Below are 19516 nucleotides of genomic sequence, written 5' to 3'. Positions count from 1 at the left end.
GAATGACCGCTTACTTTTTTATATACATAATGAACTGATTAAAAGAGAGTATCATTGTGAAGTATATTCCGTAACCAATAAACGAATACAAATGTTTCCAAGAATGATGATGCACAAATACTCCTAATCCTTCAGCTTGCTTTTCGAAAACAGCCATGAGCATGCTAAGAGCTATAATAAACATTGCAATTTTCCAACTCTTTAACTTCCTGCATACAATTAAGAAAAATACAGTCAGTAATGGAAGACCAATGAGAGGAAAAGCAATATGTATAGTGAAAATTTCGGGCAATGGTCTTGCTGGAAAAGAATAAAGCCCTCTACCAACAAAATAAAGGTCTAGGTATGTTCCATATAATGAAGAAAGCAGGATGATCGGAAGGAAATCCATCATGCTTTTAATCACGGAATGAAATGGCTTTTTTCGTGATAACCGCGAGTTCGAGCCTTTCAAGTGTTTTGCAATAGTCATTCTCAATCTCTCCATCTATTATTTCTTCCACACGGGGTAAGTAATTGATTACCCCTGCATCCTTATACCAATCTCCTATTTCCGCACAAGGATGGTTTTGATTTTTCCATGCAAATTCTAAACTTGGACTATAAATACGCGATGAACCCGGAATAATTTGACATGATTTTATCCGTTGTTTTAAAATTCTTCCAGGGACTCCTTCATCCACATCATGAAAAAAATGTGGCCAGTAATCCATTCGCGAACCCGAATGCGGATGCTCATTAGCCCATTGAACAGTCATTTCAAATCGTTCATTATTATTAAACAGGACATGATATAATCGTTTTCCAAGTAAAATACGTTCATGTAAACTTTCAAAATGACGTAATGTTTGTCCAGCAAGCTTTTGCTTCCCATTACATGAATAGGGAAAAAGAATATGATTCATAGATAGGAACTCCTGCAGCTTGAATTCCAATGTATTAAACACCTTCTTTTTAAAAGAAGAGTTTTGTAAAACTCTCGCCTCCAAATAGCTTTGTTCATTCACGATTAAAGCCATCGTCAACAGATATACATCTCGTTCCTTCCAAAACTCATTCCAGATAACTTCCATAAAGATGGAAACGTTTAAATTTGGCAGTAAGTGAAATAGATTCGTCCTGCTATTTAAACTTGCTTCATAGAGCAAGAATTGTGGAAAAGCATCTTGAAAAATCAGCCAATTTCCCCGCTCTAAAAATGAAAAAAACGACTTAGCTTCTTTGCTCGTTAATAGCTTTGAAAGAATCCCTCCCTTCAAGTCTGTCATATTCCACCCACCGTTCCTAGACACCATATGTCCTAAAAAAGCCCAGTGTATTTCTGGATGCCGATTAAAAAAGGCGAGATATGCTTTTGTTCTAGTTACATTGTTTTGATTTAAACGATTGGTCTCCCTTTTGATCTTTTGTATAAAATCATTCTCACTCTGGGATAGTGTTTCTATTTGTTTCGGTTTTTTAGACCTTTTTTTCAGCTCCTTTTTAAGTCTTAATAGACGTTCAGAAAGTTGAGGTTTTTCTAGTTTCTTAAGCTTACAAAAGATGTCCACCACCCCCTAATGAATGGTTCTTGCAAAAGTTGAATATGTATTTGTATATATCAAAAAGCAGGGAGAGAAATAAAAATGATGAAGAGCCGCATCAGTGCAGGAATAAACCAGCTGATAGAAAAGCTGCAGCAAGATCAATCACCTAATGGTTCATGGGATTATCCGTTCGAAACAGGAATATCCACTGATTGTTATATGATCATTTTATTAAGAACATTAGAAATTCATGATGAAATCTTAATCAAACAGCTGACAGATCGAATAATAAGTAAACAGGAGAAAACCGGAGCATGGAAACTTTATTATGATGAAGGAGAGGGTAATATTACAGCCACCGCAGAGGCTTATTATGCACTCCTTTATTCTGGATATTACAGGAAGCAGGATCTTCGGTTAAAAAAGGCAAGACAGTATATATTAGCAAATGGCGGTTTAGACAACGTTCATCTGCTTACAAAACTCATGCTTGCGATGACTGGTCAGCTGAAATGGCCAGCTCGATTCCCGTTGCCCATAGAACTAATATTGCTGCCGCCTACATTCCCAATAAATTTTTATAGTTTTTCCGTGTTTGGCAGGGCAAATATGGCTCCAATCATGATTCTAGCTGATCGAAAATATTGTCTTCGCTCAAAGGACAGTCCCGATTTGTCCGATTTATTGACTCGAAAGCATGATCACTCTGACAACGATTCTGTTCATTTTCATAACACGGAAGAATGGCGTTCCTTATATGAAACGATTGAGAAAGGAATCAAATGCCTTATTGGGCTGCCAAGCTATATTCATAAACTAGCAACGGAGCAGACAAAACAATATATGCTTGCACGTATTGAACCGAATGGAACATTCCTAGGTTACTTTAGCTCCACGTTTTTAATGATATTTGCCTTGTTGTCATTAGGTTATTCGAAAAAGGATCCGATCATTATTAAGGCAGTGAAAGGCTTAAAGTCAATGAAATGTGAGATAAATGGTCAGACTCATATACAATATACGAATGCTGCTGTTTGGAATACTTCATTAATTAGCTATGCTATACAGGAAGCTGGGCTCTCGACAAAGAAACAAATGCTAGAAAGGGCCAACAACTATTTGCTTAGTCAGCAGCATTATAAATACGGGGATTGGATCATTCATAATCCTTCCAGCTTTCCAGGAGGCTGGGGATTTTCGGATAATAATACGCTTCATCCTGATGTGGATGATACAACGGCTTCTTTACGTGCGATTGCAAGAAATGTCCAAAACGCCCCAAATTACCGTCAATCATGGGATAGAGGAGTTATGTGGGCATTATCCATGCAGAACGATGATGGAGGATGGCCTGCGTTTGAAAAAAATACGAATAGCAGGCTAGTAAAAATGCTGCCGATTGATAAAGCAGAATTTCTGCTGACTGATCCATCTTCAGCAGATTTAACAGGGAGAACTTTAGAATTTCTATGCTCATGTACAAATCTATCAAAAAATCATGAAGCAATTAAAAACGGAATGAATTGGCTCCTTCGTAATCAAGAAAAGGATGGCTCCTGGTATGGACGGTGGGGGATTTGTTATATATATGGAACATGGGCAGCAATAACCGGACTCCGTTCTGCAGCTGTAGGAGAAACTCATCATTCCGTTAGGGCTGCAAGCGTTTGGCTATTATCTATTCAAAATCCAGATGGCGGCTGGGGGGAGTCATGTAAAAGTGATAGTAAACAATCCTATATCCCATTAAAAGCAAGCACACTAACTCACACGGCTTGGGCGGTGGATGCTTTAATTGCAGTCTCTGACAAACCAACAAAAGCAATAAATGCCGGAATAAATTATCTATTGAATCATCTCCATCATAAGGACTGGACAACGGATTATCCTAAGGGGCAGGGAATGGCGGGTGACTTTTATATTCATTACCACAGCTATCGTTTTATTTTTTCTTTACTTGCTTTGGCACATTATCAAAACAAATACCATACACGTCAATAGAACTTATATTTTATCTCTCATTTTCTGCGTTTCATATCAATTTACATGTTTTTACACAATAAATGCCAGAAAAATGTTAAAATAGGCGATATGACTATTATTCTAATTAGGAGGATTTCAACTATTGGATACTAAATTTAATAAGCCCAAAACCTTTGGCGAAATATTAGATCATACGTTCATCTTAAGTAAAAACCGCTTTAAAGACTTTTTCTTGATTTTACTTATATTAATGGGACCTATTTATTTACTGCAAGCAATTATTCAGCTTTTATCAGGGGTTAGTTTTTTCAGAGAACTTGGAAGTGGAGAATTATGGTTTGAGCAAATTCTTTCGAGTTTTGATGAAACAGCTATCCCGCTTGACAGTTCGATTGGTGCTAATATTTCATTAATATTGACTGGTTTATTTGGAATCATCTTGTTCCCAGTAGCAGAAGCAGCTGTTCTTTTTGCGATAAATCACATCCGAAAAAATGAGGAATATTCAGTAGGTTCTGTCATTAAAGAAGCCTTTTCCCGTTTTTGGCCAATTTTAGGAAGCACGATTTTATTTGGACTAATTACGTTTGGATTAATCATTGTACCCATTCTTATGATTAGTTTTACAGGTGTTTTCGGAGCTATCATTCATCCGGCAATCGGGATCATTTTTGCTGTTTTACTATTTTTGGGTTTTGCTGTTGGCATTGGATACTTATTGACTCGCTGGAGCTTTTACTTTGGCTCTGTCGTTCTAGACCGGGAATCACCTGGCTTTACCCGAAGCTGGCGGCTTACGAAAAAGCGTACATGGCTGCTCATGGGGCTTTATATTATCTTTTATATCATCATAACGACAATTAGCAGCGCAATCGAGATCACCTTTGGGATCTTTCTAGGAAAAAGTGTCCTATTATCAATCATTGTCAATTTAGCAACCATTTTGACAACTATGCTACTCACTGTTGGATACGCCGTCATGTATCTTGATTTGAAAACAAGACATGATGCGGATGATATTAAAGATATGATTGAAGATTACAAGTCTTATTAAAAGGTGACGATCAATGTTAAAGGATAGCAAGGCAAGAGATGAGCTTGAGGAAATACTTAAGGAACGCGAATATCAGGCTTATTACGATGATTCGAAAGGATTAATTTCCATATGGTGGGAAAAGGTGAAGGATTGGTTTGCCGATTTGTTAGCAGATTTATTTCCTTCCTTTGCTCCTTCTAGTGCTGCAGCAGGACCCATCCTCATTGGAATCATTGTTATCATGATCATTTCCCTTGGTGTCATTGCTTTTTTTATCTTTCGGAATAGAAAAAGAAATCGGATGCTGCATGATCATAAGCCATTACAATCTATGAATGAAATGAATTGGTCCTTTCAAAGACATCTATCAGAATCGCAAAAACATGAAGCAAACGGAGAGTATACATTGGCAACCCGCCATTTATTTTTAGCTTTGCTTCTCTATTTTCATGAAAAAGAATGGCTTGTTGCTCGAATTTGGAAGACGAACTGGGAGTATTATGATGAGCTCCGTAAAGTAAATCAAGAGTGGGCGGATCAATTTTATCACCTTGCACGATTATTTGATGAAGTGACTTATGGTAAGCACAATATCCAAATAGAGGAGTTTTTACAGTTTCGAATCACTGCAATGAAGTGGCTCGAAAATTCAGAGGAGATACGTGAATTTGGTGTAGAAAGGAGGTAGCTGCTAATTTGCAAAAGACACTTGAAAAGAGACGACCATGGATTTGGCTAGGTATTCTTCTTATTCTATTTATACTCCTTAGTTATTTCGGTCTTTCCAAACAGCCAAAACCATATCCAAATTATGTGTCTGAATCTCCATCACCAACTGGAGTCAAGGCATTTTATACATATTTAAAGGATAAAAGAGAAGTAAACAGATGGTTGCATTCTCCTGAAAACCTGCCAAAAAGTGAAGATGAGCATTTGCTCCTAATGGTGGAGCCTTATTTTATCCCTGAAAAGGAAGAAATGGATGCGTACTTGGAGTTTATGGAAAAAGGGAATACCATCCTATTGTTTCATACGAATCCGAAAGGGATGTTTGATATTGAAATCGAGCATTTGAGCTCTGACACTTATTTGGGCGAGGATTTACGTGTAAGTGACAATAATGGGACTGGTTATCGTGCTGATTTGCATTCGCCTATCCGTCTTCAAACAAACGAACAAGATAAAATTTTGCTAAAAGATGAAGCTGGAGTACTTGCCTTCAAACGATCGTTTGGCAAAGGACAATTAATTGTCTCTAACTCTCCTGAATGGATAATAAATGGCAGCATTTTAAGCGTTGATCATCTTCCTCTTATTCTTTCTTTAATAAATGAAGAAGAGAATACAAGTCTCTTATTTGATGAATTTGTTCATGGAGCTCAAAACAGCTCCACATTTTTGACATTGTATCCAAAATGGTTTTTACTGTTGCTGCTGCAAAGTGCGCTCATTGCGATTCTATGGCTAATAGCACACGGAAAGCGATTCGGACCGATCTTTATCCCGAGGGAAGAGAGCGTTCGATTTAGTGATGAAGGCATTCGCGCCTTGTCTGCCTGGTACTTAAGAGGCCGGCGATACCAAGAATCATTATCATATCAAGCTGATTATGTGAAGCTTTTGCTTCAAGAACGATGGGGGATTCCAGTCAGCAAAGAATGGAAAGATCTTTCTGCTCCATTAGAACGAAAGTGGACAAACATACCTGCATACGAGATTAAAACATTTTTAAATGAACTAATCACAATCCTACAAAAAGAACATGTAAACAAGCAAGAATACTTGCTATGGTCAAAAAGGCTTGACCGTTTAAGGAAAGAGGTGGAGGAATCTTGAAGACAGAAATAACATCTTTATTGGAAAAATATGAAGAACGAATTTTAGGTCAACATACAAATCTTAGACTCCTATTATCAGCTATTTTAGCAGGGGGGCATGTCCTTCTAGAAGGAGTACCTGGTACAGGTAAAACTCAAATGGTCAGAACTCTCGCTGCACTGCTCGGAGGAGATTTTAGCAGAATACAGTTCACTCCTGACTTGCTTCCAAGTGATATTACCGGAAGCACGATTTACAATATGAAAGATAACACATTTCAAACGATTAAGGGTCCCGTTTTTACGAATATCCTTTTAGCTGATGAAATTAACCGTACTCCAGCGAAGACACAAGCGGCACTTCTTGAAGCGATGGAAGAAAAACAAGTAACGATACAAGGCGAAACCTATCTATTACCTGATGTATTTTTCGTTGTGGCCACACAGAACCCAATCGAGTTTGAAGGTACCTATCCGCTGCCTGAAGCTCAGCAGGATCGTTTTCTATTCAAGCTTCACATTGATTTTCCATCTTTTGATGAGGAAAAAAATGTCCTAAAACAAGTGATTGAAAAAAAATTTGATAAACAAACCCTTGGATCCATTCTTGATATGGACACTTTTTCAGCAGTCAAGAAAGAGATTGAAAAAGTAACAATGGAAGATCAGGTTATTGATTATATTATGCAGTTGGTCAGAAGGACAAGGGAGACTGAATCGATTCGTTTCGGTGCGAGCACGAGAGCCGGGATTTCCATTGGGAAAGCGGCTCAAGCATGGGCTTACCTCTCTGGACGGGACTATGTGACACCAGATGATGTAAAGATGGTTTCCAAACCTGCATTAAGGCACCGTATTCAACTTTCCCCACATGTGGAATTGGAGGGATTGACTGTTGACCAAATCATTGAAGAGCTTGTGGGCTCGATTCCTGTTCCAAGGTAAAGGAGTCTTACCGACCAAAAGGTTATTATTGCTTTTTACTCTTTTATCTATTGCTTTAGTCATTGTATCCATTTGGGACATTTCTTGGACGTTCTTACTTACGGTAAATATACTTGTTTTGATTGCAAGCCTATTCGATTTGCTGTTTTCAGCGAAAAAAAAGGAGCTTTCTTTTAAAAGGATGGCTCCTGCAGAAATGGAAAGAGGCATTACTTATCAAGTCCAGATTGAAATAAAAAATAACTCGCCTTATTCTTTATCGTATCGGTTAATAGATGGCATCCCACAATCGTTTATTCAGCAATTCCCGCTAAAAGGGAATGTTTCTACGCAAACGACTGTTCTTGCTGCATATGAAGTGATTGCACCGGTACGGGGAGAGTATGAGATCGATAAAATCTATTTTCGCTATTCAAGTCCATTAGGTTTATGGGAAAAACAGCTAACGATTGAACAGTCAAATGCTGTTAAAGTGATTCCAGATTTAACAGAAACGAAACAATACTTGGAGAATGCACAAAAATTTTTACTGTATGAAGGAGTGAAAATCCGAAAGCAGCAAAGCGGTGTCGGTGAGTTTGCCAAAATTCGATCGTATGTCGTAGGGGATGATCCACGCAATATCAACTGGAGACAAACAGCAAAGCTCAGGGAAGTGATGACGAATGAATATGAACCCGAGCATGGAAAGCATATGACGATCTTAATTGATTGCGGCAGAATGATGGGAGCAGAACTGAAAAAAGGGAACCGTTTAGAAAAATCATTAGAGGCTGCCATCACTGTTGCAGCAGCAGCTCTCCAAAAAGGGGATTATGTATCTGTACTTGCTTTTTCAAAGGATGTAAAAGTGTTCGTTCCCGCAGCAAAAGGGATGGCACACTTGCAAACCATTCTCCAAGCGATATACAACATCGAGGTGGATGCAGCGGAATCGAATTACGCTGCAGTATTGCATTATTTAGAAACGATGCAGAAGAAGCGCAGTTTTATCCTATTATTCAGTGATGTCCGTACATTCCTGCATGAAGAAAGTGCTTTAACCTATTTAAAAAGGATGAGACAGCGACATTTGTTTCTCATGATAGGGATTGAAGATATGACGATCCAGAAGAGAATACAGATGCAGCCAGAAAATGTACAAATGGCCATGATAAAAAGTATCGCTCAGCAGCAAATGCTCTTTAAGAAAAAGGAAAAGATCAAATGGGAAAAACAAGGCCTCCAAATGATAGAGGCCCGGGAAGAAAGATTAGCAACCGCAGCTGTATCTTCTTATATTGATATTATGAATCGAAATCTGCTGTAGGTCTATTTTTCAAAAGTAAAAGCTTTCCAATCATCACATAGAGGAACAGACCAATGACGGTTATAAAGGCAACGATATATTTAGCTTCTAGCGAAATGGCTGCTGGGGTAATAAAGCCTTCAATGATTCCAGCAATGACAAAGAGCGGGATTGTACCGAGTAGCAGCTGAACTGACCGTTTCGCTTGTTGCTTTAATTGGTACCCTCTTGAAAACTTACCAGGGACGAAGAGCTTATAGCCCATTAATAAACCTGCTCCGCCTGCAATAAAGATGGCTGTAAGCTCAATCATCCCATGAGGAACGATGTAAGCCCAAAAATCATACGATTTTCCATGATGCCAAAATAGAGCAGCAAGCGCACCTACAAGGATGCCATTATAAATTAGTAAATAAACGGTCAAAAGACCAAAGGTAACGCCACCTGCAAAAGCCAGTATGGCCACTTGAATGTTATTTGTCATTATGCTCGCAGACATAAATGAAGAATCGACCTCTCCATCACTTGATCCTAATGCACTAGGATCGACTCCTTGTGCTATCTCTGGCGGTAGGATGGCGTACATATGCAATGGATCATTAACAACAGAAATGAAGCTTCCTGCAGCACCGAGGGTAAATAAAATCATCGCAGCAAGGACAAACTTCCATTGCTCTACTAATAAACCTATAAATTTCGTACTAAAAAAGTAACGAATCTGCTTCAAGCTTGAAACTTGGTCTTTATATAATAGATTATGTGATTTCGAAACGAGGCCATTTAAGTATGGTGTGACTTCTTCGGCCGGGAAGTATGTTTGGCAGTATGACAAGTTCTGTGCTGCCTTTTGATAGAGCCGATGAAACTGATCGATATCTGCTCCAGCTATCCGATTTCTCCTTTTGTGGAGGTTGGTCACGAGCTGTTCAAGCTGTTTCCATTCCTCCCGGTGCTGTTTAACAAATTGTTTTACATTCATATTAACACCTTCTTTAGGTTTGACTTTTAAATAATGGGAATATGTTTCTTTTCTCCTTATTATAGTAATTTTGTAGAAAAATAGAAACCGCTTTAGCGAAATTCAACAACAGAAGAGAGGGAAACTAAATGAATCAAGAGAATGTGGGGATTAAAACACCTGAATTTGTCTCCCTTCAATTTCAGCTTGCAGGATTAGGCAGTCGAACGGCTGCATTTATTATCGACCAATTGCTCTTAATGGTTGTAAATATTCTAATCATCGTTGCTTTTTTCTTATTTATGTATGGAACAGCAGATATAATGCTTTTGGAGATGACTTCACTACCATTAGCGATTACCATTATCGTCATCTTTCTCATTAACTGGGGCTATTTCTTTGTCTTTGAATTTTTTTCAGGTGGAAAAACGATTGGAAAGAAAATGATTGGGATTCGGGTCATTCAAGATAACGGACATAGTTTAACATTGCTTTCAAGCTTTATCCGGAATCTGCTCCGAATAATTGACTCCTTGCCAGCTAATTATTTTCTTGGGCTGATTATGATCTTTTTCCATTCAAAACATAAGCGGATTGGCGATCTTGTCGCAGGGACAATCGTTGTCCACGAGCGAAAAGCAAAGAAGAAAAAGAAGCTGACTGCTATTGATCGCGAAATTGAAAAAAGAGGACTTGCAAAAGAAGATCTGCTTATTGAAGAATGGACCCTGAAAACATTAAGCTCGAAGGAATGGAATCTAGTTAAAACATATTGCAGCCGGTTTCCGCAATTGCCATTAGAAGAAAGAAATGAACTTACCCTACAAGTAGCTGAAATCCTCTTCAAAAAGAGTGGCATCCCACTAGAAGGAAAAAGCGGTCGTGAAATTGAAGATACATTACTAATCCTTTACATGATTTTGAAAGACGAATGGGAATTTGAGTTGTAGAGTGGGGATAAATAAGCTTAGCAGCTAATTACAAAGAAAAAAGGGTACAAAACCGTAATGGTTTTCGTGCCCTTTTTTTGACTTTGGACTAGTTTTTTAAGTTAAAGGGCATTTGTATCTGAACCTGTTGCTGCTTCAGACAGGTTTAGTAATTTCATAAACTTGGATGTCCGAATTTATGGTTACTTCGGACAGGTGAGGTGAAATCAAGCGCATTCGGGTCCGAACCTGATCTACCTTTGGACAAGTATAGTGAACTCATTGACTAGGATGTCCGAACTCGGGGCCACTTCGGACAGGTTTAGTGAAATCAAGTAAATTCGTGTCCGTACCTGACTCCAAATTATTTCATAGCTTATATAGTTTTTCTCCCCCTGCATAATAAAGGAGTAAAGTGTCTTGATTACTTGATTTCCTTCATTTCTTCAGAGATAGCTGCTGTCAAACTATAAGCATCCTTTGCATCTAGTCCCACTTCCCACATCATCATGCCCCCAAAACCATGATCAAGTGCGAGTTTCGTTTTCCTTTGAATCGTTTTTTCTCCATTATAATGATAGGTTGTCCCATTCAAGCTTACAGAATCTCTTCCTGCATTGTCAGGATTATTATTAATAAGAGCCTCATAGGAAACTTGTTTACTATTTGGATCCTCTGGCTGTGCATAAAAAGGAACTCCAAGGACAAGCTTTTCCTTCGATAGATTGTGTCTATCAAAAAGAGCAGTCCAATAGTTTACGATATTCTCTGTAAACGGATAGGGGGATAAATTAGCTGCATTATATCCGCCATCCCATTGGCCGTCATATGCCATAATGTTTACATGATCAACATACTGAAACATAGTGGGCTCATAAACGACAAATCCAAGCTCAGTTCCAGTTACACTATGAATCTTTGAGTGTACTGCAATGGAAAGTTCCTTTCCTTGAGGGTGAAGCTTTGAGCTTAATTCTTGGGTAAAAGCATTGAGGTCCTCTGCATCTTTCTTTGAACGCGGATGTTCAAAATCGATATCAATGCCATCTAAATTCTCAGTCGCTACCAGATTCATCAGTTCATTAACGAGCTTTGTCCGTGCATCAGGGCTCGCAATCGCAGATTTAAAATAATCATATGACTCACCGCCATTTATATGGAACCAGCCCCCGATGGCAAGTATTGCCTTTGTTTTGTTTTGATGGGCTTTTGTAACCATTGCGCGTAAATTGTTAAGAGCGGTATCTCCGTTAAATAAAAGCCTTCCATCTTTCGTCGGATGGGCAAATGAAAAGATCACATGTGTTAATTGACTGTAGTTCACTACAGACGGATCCCGAAAATCCTGAACATAGCCAATCAGCAATTTTGATGCTATCTGCTCTAGTTTTGGTGCTGCCTTTTGTTCTAATTCTTTCGAAGACGGAGGGTTTAGACTGATAGTTTTTGGTATTGATGAGCTGTTTTTCATAGAAAAAAAAGAGCCAGCTATAAATCCTCCTGAAAAAATTAGAATGATCGCAAGCAGCAGATATAATTTTTTCATCCATTCATCCCTCCAAATTCCTTCAACTTTAAAAGTGTAACAAAAAAGGGAAGAGGGAAGGGGTGGTAATTTTAAGCAAAAAAGCTAAATGAACGTGACCACGTTCATTTAGCTTTTTTTTAACTTGGAAGGGTTATTGATCTTGTATAAAACTGGGTTTGTAACAATAAAATCTTCTTCGACATCTTTTCCATTAGGCAATTTTTTCTTCACGATTTTCCCATCGAATTCAAGTTTTTCACCAGGTGCAAGTTCAAATTTCTTCAATGTTTTAGAGTGGGCACACCAGGCAAGTCCAATTTTAATTGGATTTTCCTGTTCGATCACAATATTTTCGAAAACGACGACTTCATCATTTTCTTCATTGAAATGATTCCAGCTTAAAGCAAACTGCTTAACCGTCGCTGTAAAATGGACCTTTTCTTCAGGCAATTCAATTTTAGTTTGTTTTTCTTTCTTTGTTGCCGTCTCTTTTTTTACAGCCTTTGGTTTGGCGGCATTAGGCTGCTCGCTTTTTTTCGACGGTGCTGGGGATGGTTCAGCAACGTCAGAGAATGACACCTTCCCAAAGCTTGATGCCTGCATTTCCTTTAGATAAGCTGGATGAATGCAGCTCAGGTTTCCATCTTGAAATTCAACTATGACCGTATTAAATTCTTCAGCTTGCCCATATGTCTCAAATCCTTTAATCTTAACAATGCGCTGATGATCTCTTTCCTTGTACCAGAATTCCTTCTTCACTTCTTTTGTAGTTGATAATCCCCATTCACGAACCTTTTCAATATAGTGGGATTCATCTGTAAAACGTTCAAACTCTCCCTTTGGCGGAAGATATGTAGTCCGGTTTGCATCTTCAATATGCGGTAATGTAATCGCCATCCTTACACATCCTTTCATGCTTATTGTACCATTTTAGATTTTAATAAAAGAAATATCCACCCCTTTAGGCTCGAATTGGGTACAAAACTTTTTAAATTTCATGTTAAAATTATATTTACTTTAAATAACCTTTTACCGCGAAAAAAAAGATGTTATACTTATAATTAACCAATGGTCAATAAAGGAGTTGAAAAGATGTCTCCTCGTAAAACCACTTCTCAAGAACTGACAAGAGAGATCATCTTACAGAAAGCACGAACTCAGTTTGTCAAACAAGGTTTTCAGCAAGTTTCCATGCGAAGCATTGCAAAACTGCTAGACTGCAGTCATGGTGCGATTTATTACCACTTTAAAAATAAAGCTGAACTGTTTTATGCAATTGTAGAAGATGACTTTTCTAAACTAAACAATTTATTGGAAGAATCCATTCAAGGTCCTGAAGATAACACAACAAAGCTCTATAACGTTTTTATTCGCTTTATTGAGTTTGGTTTAAACCACCAAAGCCAGTATGAAATCATGTTTATGGTAAGAAATACGGAGGTAGATAGTTTATCTCAAACAGCAGCCAACCTTAGTTATCAAAAGTTTGCCCAAACAGTCCAATCCTTGTCCACGAAAAAACATGAATTAATAGATATATGGTCTGCATTTATAGCACTTCATGGTTTTGTTTCTCATTACCGCGGATATGTTAAAAATTTTGACGAAGCGAAGCTGGCGGCTAAGTCACATGTTATTTTTATAATAAAAGGATTAAATGGATAGAACTACTCTAAATCATTTTCTGGTTTAGAGTTTGCATATATATTTTTTTGTATTATTTGACCAGTGGTTAATAATTAGGAAAGGAAGTTATTAATGGAGAAAGCATTAGTACTAGGTGCGTCAGGTGGAATAGGCTATGCATTAGTTCGTGAATTGAATAATCGTGGGGTGGATGTAGTTGCTTTTGCTAGAGGAAAGGAAAAATTACATGATCTTTATCAGCATGAATCAAGGGTAACTATTTTTTCAGGGGATGTATTAGTGGAAAAGGAGGTACTCGAGGCAGCAAATGGTGTGGATGTAATCTTTCATGCAGTGAGCTTTCCTTATCAAGATTGGGATAAGAAGCATCCATTGTGCATGGAAATTTTGGTTCGGGTTGCGAAGATACAGCAAGCAAAAATTGCTCTAGTGGATAATATTTATGCTTATGGGAGGCAATCCAAAGCAGAAGTAAATGAAGATGCAAAGAAAGAACCACATACTAAAAAGGGAAAAATCAGGCTTGCAATGGAACAAACATTGAAGAGAAATAACGTTCCTTATTTAATTGTCCATCTGCCAGATTTGTACGGACCTAACGCAGAAAGTACCCTCCTACATGAAACTCTCAAAAATGTGATTCAAAACAAAGCTGCAAATTTTGTTGGTGATCTCAAAGTAGCTCGAGAGTTCATTTATACGTTTGACGGTGCACAGGCGGTGGTGGAGCTAGCTTCTAGAAAGGATACTTACAATCAATGCTGGAATATCCCATCAGCACATCCGATAACGGGAGAAGAAATTATTGAGATTTTGCGTAAGGAACTAGGATATAAAAAGTCGATTAGAATCGTGTCAAAAAAAATGATTTTCTTCCTAGGAATGTTTCAGCCATTTATGAGGGAGATGGTAGAGATGATGTACTTAACAGAGGATCCCGTAATTTTAAGCGGTAAGAAGTATGAAGCAAAAATAGGGCACTTACCGCGGACAACGTATAGAGAAGGAATTATGAAAACAATAAATTGGATGAATAAGGAAGTATAATGGAAAATTTTAACATATGATGTTGAAGGAATTAATTTGTTTTATATATTAAAAAATAGGGTGAATTTCTAATACAAGGAATTTTACCCTTTTTAAATTCCCTCTGATACGGGTATTGCTTCTTTAGACCATGATGTACAACGGCGATTAATGATAAAGGGACAAAGAAAATACTTTCCTTATCCCTTTGAAGTAATTCAATAATCCAGTCAAACTTCTTTTCTAAAGCGGTTATTTTTAAGATACATAAGTTAAATATTGTGACAGATTCATTTCATTAGGAGTTAATTCGTAGGAGCTTCCATTCCAGCATCTGCCCATTCTTCCCGAGAAGGACCATACATCCCAGGAACTCTGAGCCCTGCTAGACGCATTAAAACGGTTAATTGACCTCTGTGATGAATTTGGTGTGAGTTCAGAACTGATAATGTAAGACTTTTTGGCCATTTTTCTCCATACATATCGTCCATTTCATTTAAAGATTGATCTGTCCATTGTTTTTTCATTGCTGCAATCATATTTTCACTTGCCATCAAGTAGCTGTCTGCTATTTCCTTAGCATTCGATGGAACTAATGCCTCATGCTCGGCACCAACAAAATCAAGTCCTGTCCGGGAAAGCATCTCATGAAGGGATGTTACAAGATGCCACGCAAGACTGCCTAGCGAACGATACTCAGGGGTAGCTCTCAATGATAAAGATTCATCTGTTAGATGCTCTAAAACCGTTTGCGTCAAATTCGCCTCATGAGTCCATTCATTCAAAAATTCTTCAATTGTATGATACAATGTTTATTCCTCCTTAAATTAAATACTATTCCATATTCTTCTTTTACATATTAAATCCTTCTTATTCACGAGATTTTTACATTTTTCACAAGAAAAAAGCATTTGTTATAATAGAATTGAAAGATTTCAAAGCAGAGAGGACACAAAATGAACAAAACGATTGGAATACTGGCACATGTAGATGCCGGAAAAACAACATTTTCCGAACAGTTGCTTTATCATACGAAGAGTATTAAACAAAGAGGAAGAGTCGATCATAAGGATGCCTTTCTTGATAGCCATGAAATCGAACGTCAGCGTGGGATCACCGTTTTTGCAGATCAAGCTATGTTCAGCTATCGGAATTCCAATTATTATCTAATCGATACACCTGGCCACGTCGACTTTTCTACTGAAATGGAGCGAGCCATTCAAGTGATGGATTACGCCATCATTATCATTAGTGCGGTGGAAGGAATTGAAGGGCACACAGAAACCGTTTGGGCGCTTTTAAGAAAATACCAAGTGCCTACATTTTTCTTTATCAACAAGACAGATCGCGTAGGAGCAGATGTTGAAGCCGTGCTTGAGGAGATTAGATTAAACTTAACAAAGGATATTTTTGAGATAACAGACTCCTTTAATGATGGTGAGATGGATGAGAAGTTCATTGAATTTGTGGCAGAGCGTAATGAGAATCTTTTAGAACTGTACATGGAAACCGGCTATCAAAAGGATATATGGCTAAAAACACTACAAAAAATGATATATCAAAACCAAGCTTTCGTTTGTTCAAGCGGATCAGCGCTTCAGGATATTGGCATTGAACAATTTCTAGCTGCGATTGATCAATTGACAGTTACTAATTATAGAACTGAGCAAGCCTTCTCAGGCCGTGTTTATAAAATTCGTCATGATGAGAACGGAGCAAGAATCTCTTTTATCAAAGCGTTAAGTGGCGGTTTAAAAGTAAGGGATGAGGTAAGATACTGGAATGGTCAGAATGAGATTTCAGAAAAAATTACTCAAATACGAGTATATGGCGGGAATAAATATAATAAAGTCGATCATGTTAAGGCTGGCGAACTTTTCGCTGTCACTGGGTTATCAATGACAACTGTTGGGAGGTGCATGGGTGAAAAGACAGAGACCGTTGATTTTGAAATGATGCCAGCCTTAAAATCAAAAGTCCTTTTTGAACCATCTGTAAATATAAAAGAAGCATTGCGTTTCTTCAAAATTTTAGATGCAGAAGACCCATCATTAAATGTCATTTGGGAAGAGAATCTGCAGCAAATACATATCCATGTCATGGGGACGATTCAGCTAGAGGTATTAGAGCAAGTAGTTTTGGAACGATTTCAGTTAAACATTTCATTTGAGGAACCGGAGATTCTATACAGAGAAACAATCGTTTCGACCGTTATCGGATACGGTCATTTTGAACCTTTAGGGCATTATGCTGAAGTTCATCTCAAATTAGAGCCCGGCGAAAGAAATAGCGGAATTACCTTCTGTAATGCTTGTCATGCGGACGATTTGACTATTGGAAATCAAAATTTAATTGAACAGCATTTATTTGAAAGGGAACACAATGGTCTTTTAACTGGATCTCCTCTCACTGATGTGAAAGTGACTTTGCTAACCGGGCTAGCCCATAATAAACATACATCTGGCGGTGATTTTCGCGAGGCAACATTTCGGGCATTACGGCATGGCCTAGAAAAAGCTTCAAACAATTTACTAGAACCTATATATGAGTTTAAGATCAAAGTAACTATCGATCAGATGGGCCGCGTATTAGCCGATATTCAAACTGCATTTGGCAAATTCAATCCGCCTATAACGGAAGGAAATAAAGCAATATTAACAGGAACAGTACCAGTAGCAACCTTTATGACATACAGTACTCAGCTTGCTTCTTTCACACAGGGAAAAGCAACGATAAATCTTGTATTTGCAGGTTATGATCGCTGTCATAATGAAAAAGAGATAATAGAAAGAATTGCTTACAATAAAAATGCCGATCCAGCATACACTTCTTCCTCCATTTTTTGTTCAAAGGGACAAGGTTATTCAGTCCCATGGGACGAAGCGGAAAAGGAAATGCATTGTTTGTAAAAGGTCAAAAAAGAGCTTCACCAATTGGTGGAGCTCGCTTATAAACCTAATTCTTTCAATTGATTTAATAATGTAGTAATCTCATTGATCGTTGTAAATATCTCTGTGGATTCAATTTTATCTAATAAAATTTCACCATCGGCCATCACTTGATTCATTTCCTCAATAATTATCTCATTCTTTTCAACAAGCTGTTGGTGGATATCTTCAGCAATGGATGGAGGATCAATAGCATTAAATTTTTCCATTTTTTCTATGAGAGTTTTTAATTGATTCTCTAGTTCCTCTTTCGCTTCTCCATTTGTAGCAGCATCTTGTATCATCTGCGGTGCAGTTTCAGCAAAATTACTTAATGTATTTATATGATCTGTCGCCTTATTGGCATAATCTAAGGAATCATTGACTTCTCCTAAGAACGAACAGCCACTTAACATTAAGGATACGAGTACAGCAATTAATAAATTAAGTTTTTTCATAATGATTCTCCTCGTAATTATTTTCGTTCTTCTACAATTACATTACGAAACTACACTAATAAAGTTTCATTCTTACGCTTACTTATAGGCAAACAATAGCAGATATTTTTGCTTCACCATGATTTGAATCACAATCATTCATTTAGATTAATGGTATTTTATTCATGAGAAACATTATCACTTGTATTTATTATGCCATGAAGCGAAGGAGAATCTTAATGAGTGAATTCATTAATAATCGTGAACTACAATCCACTAACCATACAGATCGTCTGGCTATCTTAAGACAAATATTTAAAGATCTTTACAATGGAAAAAATATTAAGGAAGTGAAAGCACACTTCGATGCCTTTATCGGTAAGGTGACTGTCGAAGAAATCTCTCAGCTTAAACATGAAGAAATGCTTGACAATGATCTGCCAGTAGAAGAAATTCAGCGGTTATATTCCTTGCATACAGAGATTTTTAGAGATTCAATTGAAGAGACTCCACGAACCAAGCATCCAGAAGATGAACCTGGTCATCCAGTTCATACATTTATTTTGGAAAACAAAGAAATTGATAAGCTGATAAAAACGAAGGTTCAAGCCCATTTTGAGCAATTTATTCAGGATGATTCTGAAGAAAATGTCTACCAATTACTAGAGGATTGCAATCTTTTACTTGATATTGATAAGCACTACAGCCGAAAAGAAAATCTAATATTCCCTTATTTAGAAAAGTACGGTATTTATGGGCCGACCAACAATATGTGGAGAATTGATGATTTTATCCGAGATTCCATTAAAGAGGCAAAGCAAAAATTAACAAATTATGATGGGGATAAGCAGGCTGTTGCAGGAGTCGTCAGCTTTATAATTCAAGAAGTCGTTAATATGATTTATCGGGAAGAAAATATCCTGTTCCCAATGGCCCTGCAAAACTTAACAGAGGATGAATGGGTAAAGATTGCCCGTGAAAGTGATGAAATTGGCTTTTGTTTAACTGGCCCTGCTGGAGAGTGGAAGCCTGAAAGAAATGAAATAAGTGAGAAATCCATTTCTGATGGATATATAAAAATGGAAACAGGTTTATTATCCTTAAAACAACTGGAGCTGCTTTTAAATCATCTGCCTGTTGATATTACATTCATTGATCAGGATGATGTCGTTCGCTACTTCTCACATGGAAAAGAACGAATCTTTGCAAGAACAAAAGCAGTCATTGGACGTACCGTACAAAACTGCCATCCGCCTAGAAGTGTTCATGTAGTAGAGGAGCTATTAGCAGACTTTAAAGCCGGCAGAAAGGAACATGAAGATTTCTATATAAAGTTCCGAGATAAATATGTATACATTCGCTACTTCGCTGTCAGGGATGAAAGCGGGGAATATGTGGGTACACTCGAATTCACTCAAAATATTGACCCGATTCAGGCAATCAACGGGGAAAAACGAATCTTATCTTAG

18 protein-coding genes are annotated in these 19516 nt (G+C 37.7%); 11 read left to right on the top strand and 7 right to left on the bottom strand.

Annotated features, from left to right (window positions below; translation table 11 throughout):
- Positions 1-10 precede the first annotated feature (10 nt).
- Together AN957_RS28865 and AN957_RS13805 are read right to left on the bottom strand one after the other, a co-directional pair.
- Positions 11-391, bottom strand: a complete 381-nt coding sequence (locus tag AN957_RS28865; RefSeq protein WP_281176530.1) for a CBO0543 family protein — start codon at positions 389-391, stop codon at positions 11-13.
- A gap of 7 nt (positions 392-398) precedes the next feature.
- Complete coding sequence (locus AN957_RS13805) at positions 399-1550, bottom strand: DUF2515 domain-containing protein (RefSeq protein ID WP_321172056.1); 1152 nt, start codon at positions 1548-1550, stop codon at positions 399-401.
- Between the two features lie 78 nt (positions 1551-1628).
- Here AN957_RS13805 and AN957_RS13800 point away from each other — a divergent pair, with 78 nt between their 5' ends.
- From AN957_RS13800 to AN957_RS13775, 6 genes are all read left to right on the top strand, one after another.
- Positions 1629-3527 carry a terpene cyclase/mutase family protein gene (locus AN957_RS13800; RefSeq protein ID WP_053477528.1) on the top strand — a complete coding sequence of 633 codons (1899 nt, stop codon included), beginning with the start codon at positions 1629-1631 and terminating at the stop codon, positions 3525-3527.
- 124 nt (positions 3528-3651) lie between these two features.
- A complete protein-coding gene (locus AN957_RS13795; RefSeq protein ID WP_053476063.1) occupies positions 3652-4563 on the top strand; it encodes a hypothetical protein in 912 nt (303 codons plus the stop codon).
- 13 nt (positions 4564-4576) lie between these two features.
- On the top strand, positions 4577-5233 hold the full coding sequence (locus AN957_RS13790; RefSeq protein ID WP_053476062.1) for a DUF4129 domain-containing protein: 657 nt from the start codon (positions 4577-4579) through the stop codon (positions 5231-5233).
- A gap of 8 nt (positions 5234-5241) precedes the next feature.
- A complete protein-coding gene (locus AN957_RS13785) occupies positions 5242-6381 on the top strand; it encodes a DUF4350 domain-containing protein (RefSeq protein WP_053476061.1) in 1140 nt (379 codons plus the stop codon).
- Positions 6378-7307 carry an AAA family ATPase gene (locus tag AN957_RS13780; RefSeq protein WP_053476060.1) on the top strand — a complete coding sequence of 310 codons (930 nt, stop codon included), beginning with the start codon at positions 6378-6380 and terminating at the stop codon, positions 7305-7307. Before AN957_RS13785 ends, AN957_RS13780 begins: the two co-directional genes overlap by 4 nt.
- On the top strand, positions 7258-8616 hold the full coding sequence (locus AN957_RS13775) for a DUF58 domain-containing protein (protein WP_056684691.1): 1359 nt from the start codon (positions 7258-7260) through the stop codon (positions 8614-8616). Before AN957_RS13780 ends, AN957_RS13775 begins: the two co-directional genes overlap by 50 nt.
- Here the strand turns inward: AN957_RS13775 and AN957_RS13770 are convergent.
- Positions 8594-9574 (bottom strand): stage II sporulation protein M, encoded by a 981-nt coding sequence (locus AN957_RS13770; protein ID WP_053476058.1) that lies wholly within the window; start codon positions 9572-9574, stop codon positions 8594-8596. The two genes, AN957_RS13775 and AN957_RS13770, sit on opposite strands and share 23 nt — an antisense overlap.
- A 128-nt stretch (positions 9575-9702) precedes the next feature.
- On the opposite strand from AN957_RS13770, the gene AN957_RS13765 reads away from it, so the two are divergent.
- The gene (locus AN957_RS13765) at positions 9703-10503 is read left to right on the top strand and encodes an RDD family protein (protein WP_053476057.1); all 801 of its coding nucleotides are present in this window, start codon (positions 9703-9705) and stop codon (positions 10501-10503) included.
- 403 nt (positions 10504-10906) lie between these two features.
- Here AN957_RS13765 and AN957_RS13760 read toward each other — a convergent pair whose 3' ends face one another.
- Entirely contained in the window at positions 10907-12028 is a 1122-nt protein-coding gene (locus AN957_RS13760) for a glycosyl hydrolase family 18 protein (RefSeq protein ID WP_053476056.1), read from the bottom strand.
- Positions 12029-12136: 108 nt separating this feature from the next.
- The gene (locus AN957_RS13755) at positions 12137-12907 is read right to left on the bottom strand and encodes a hypothetical protein (RefSeq protein WP_053476055.1); all 771 of its coding nucleotides are present in this window, start codon (positions 12905-12907) and stop codon (positions 12137-12139) included.
- A 195-nt stretch (positions 12908-13102) separates the two neighbouring features.
- Between AN957_RS13755 and AN957_RS13750 the strand changes: the two genes are divergently transcribed.
- Both AN957_RS13750 and AN957_RS13745 read left to right on the top strand, forming a co-directional pair.
- Complete coding sequence (locus AN957_RS13750; protein ID WP_053476054.1) at positions 13103-13675, top strand: TetR/AcrR family transcriptional regulator; 573 nt, start codon at positions 13103-13105, stop codon at positions 13673-13675.
- A 93-nt stretch (positions 13676-13768) separates the two neighbouring features.
- Complete coding sequence (locus tag AN957_RS13745) at positions 13769-14704, top strand: SDR family NAD(P)-dependent oxidoreductase (protein ID WP_053476053.1); 936 nt, start codon at positions 13769-13771, stop codon at positions 14702-14704.
- 284 nt (positions 14705-14988) lie between these two features.
- On the opposite strand, the gene AN957_RS13740 is transcribed toward AN957_RS13745, so the two are convergent.
- Positions 14989-15492: a DinB family protein gene (locus tag AN957_RS13740; RefSeq protein WP_053476052.1), complete on the bottom strand. Its 504-nt coding sequence runs from the start codon at positions 15490-15492 to the stop codon at positions 14989-14991.
- A 147-nt stretch (positions 15493-15639) separates the two neighbouring features.
- Between AN957_RS13740 and AN957_RS13735 the strand changes: the two genes are divergently transcribed.
- On the top strand, positions 15640-17592 hold the full coding sequence (locus AN957_RS13735) for a GTP-binding protein (RefSeq protein WP_056684688.1): 1953 nt from the start codon (positions 15640-15642) through the stop codon (positions 17590-17592).
- A gap of 38 nt (positions 17593-17630) precedes the next feature.
- On the opposite strand, the gene AN957_RS13730 is transcribed toward AN957_RS13735, so the two are convergent.
- The gene (locus AN957_RS13730; RefSeq protein ID WP_053476050.1) at positions 17631-18068 is read right to left on the bottom strand and encodes a DUF6376 family protein; all 438 of its coding nucleotides are present in this window, start codon (positions 18066-18068) and stop codon (positions 17631-17633) included.
- Between the two features lie 218 nt (positions 18069-18286).
- Between AN957_RS13730 and AN957_RS13725 the strand changes: the two genes are divergently transcribed.
- A complete protein-coding gene (locus AN957_RS13725) occupies positions 18287-19516 on the top strand; it encodes a DUF438 domain-containing protein (protein ID WP_056684686.1) in 1230 nt (409 codons plus the stop codon).

Origin of the sequence: Cytobacillus solani, assembly GCF_001420595.1 — a bacterium.
Lineage (GTDB): Bacteria > Bacillota > Bacilli > Bacillales > Cytobacillaceae > Cytobacillus > Cytobacillus solani.
The sequence above is the reverse complement of the archived record's forward strand: the minus strand, read 5'-3'. Positions and strand labels throughout refer to the sequence as shown.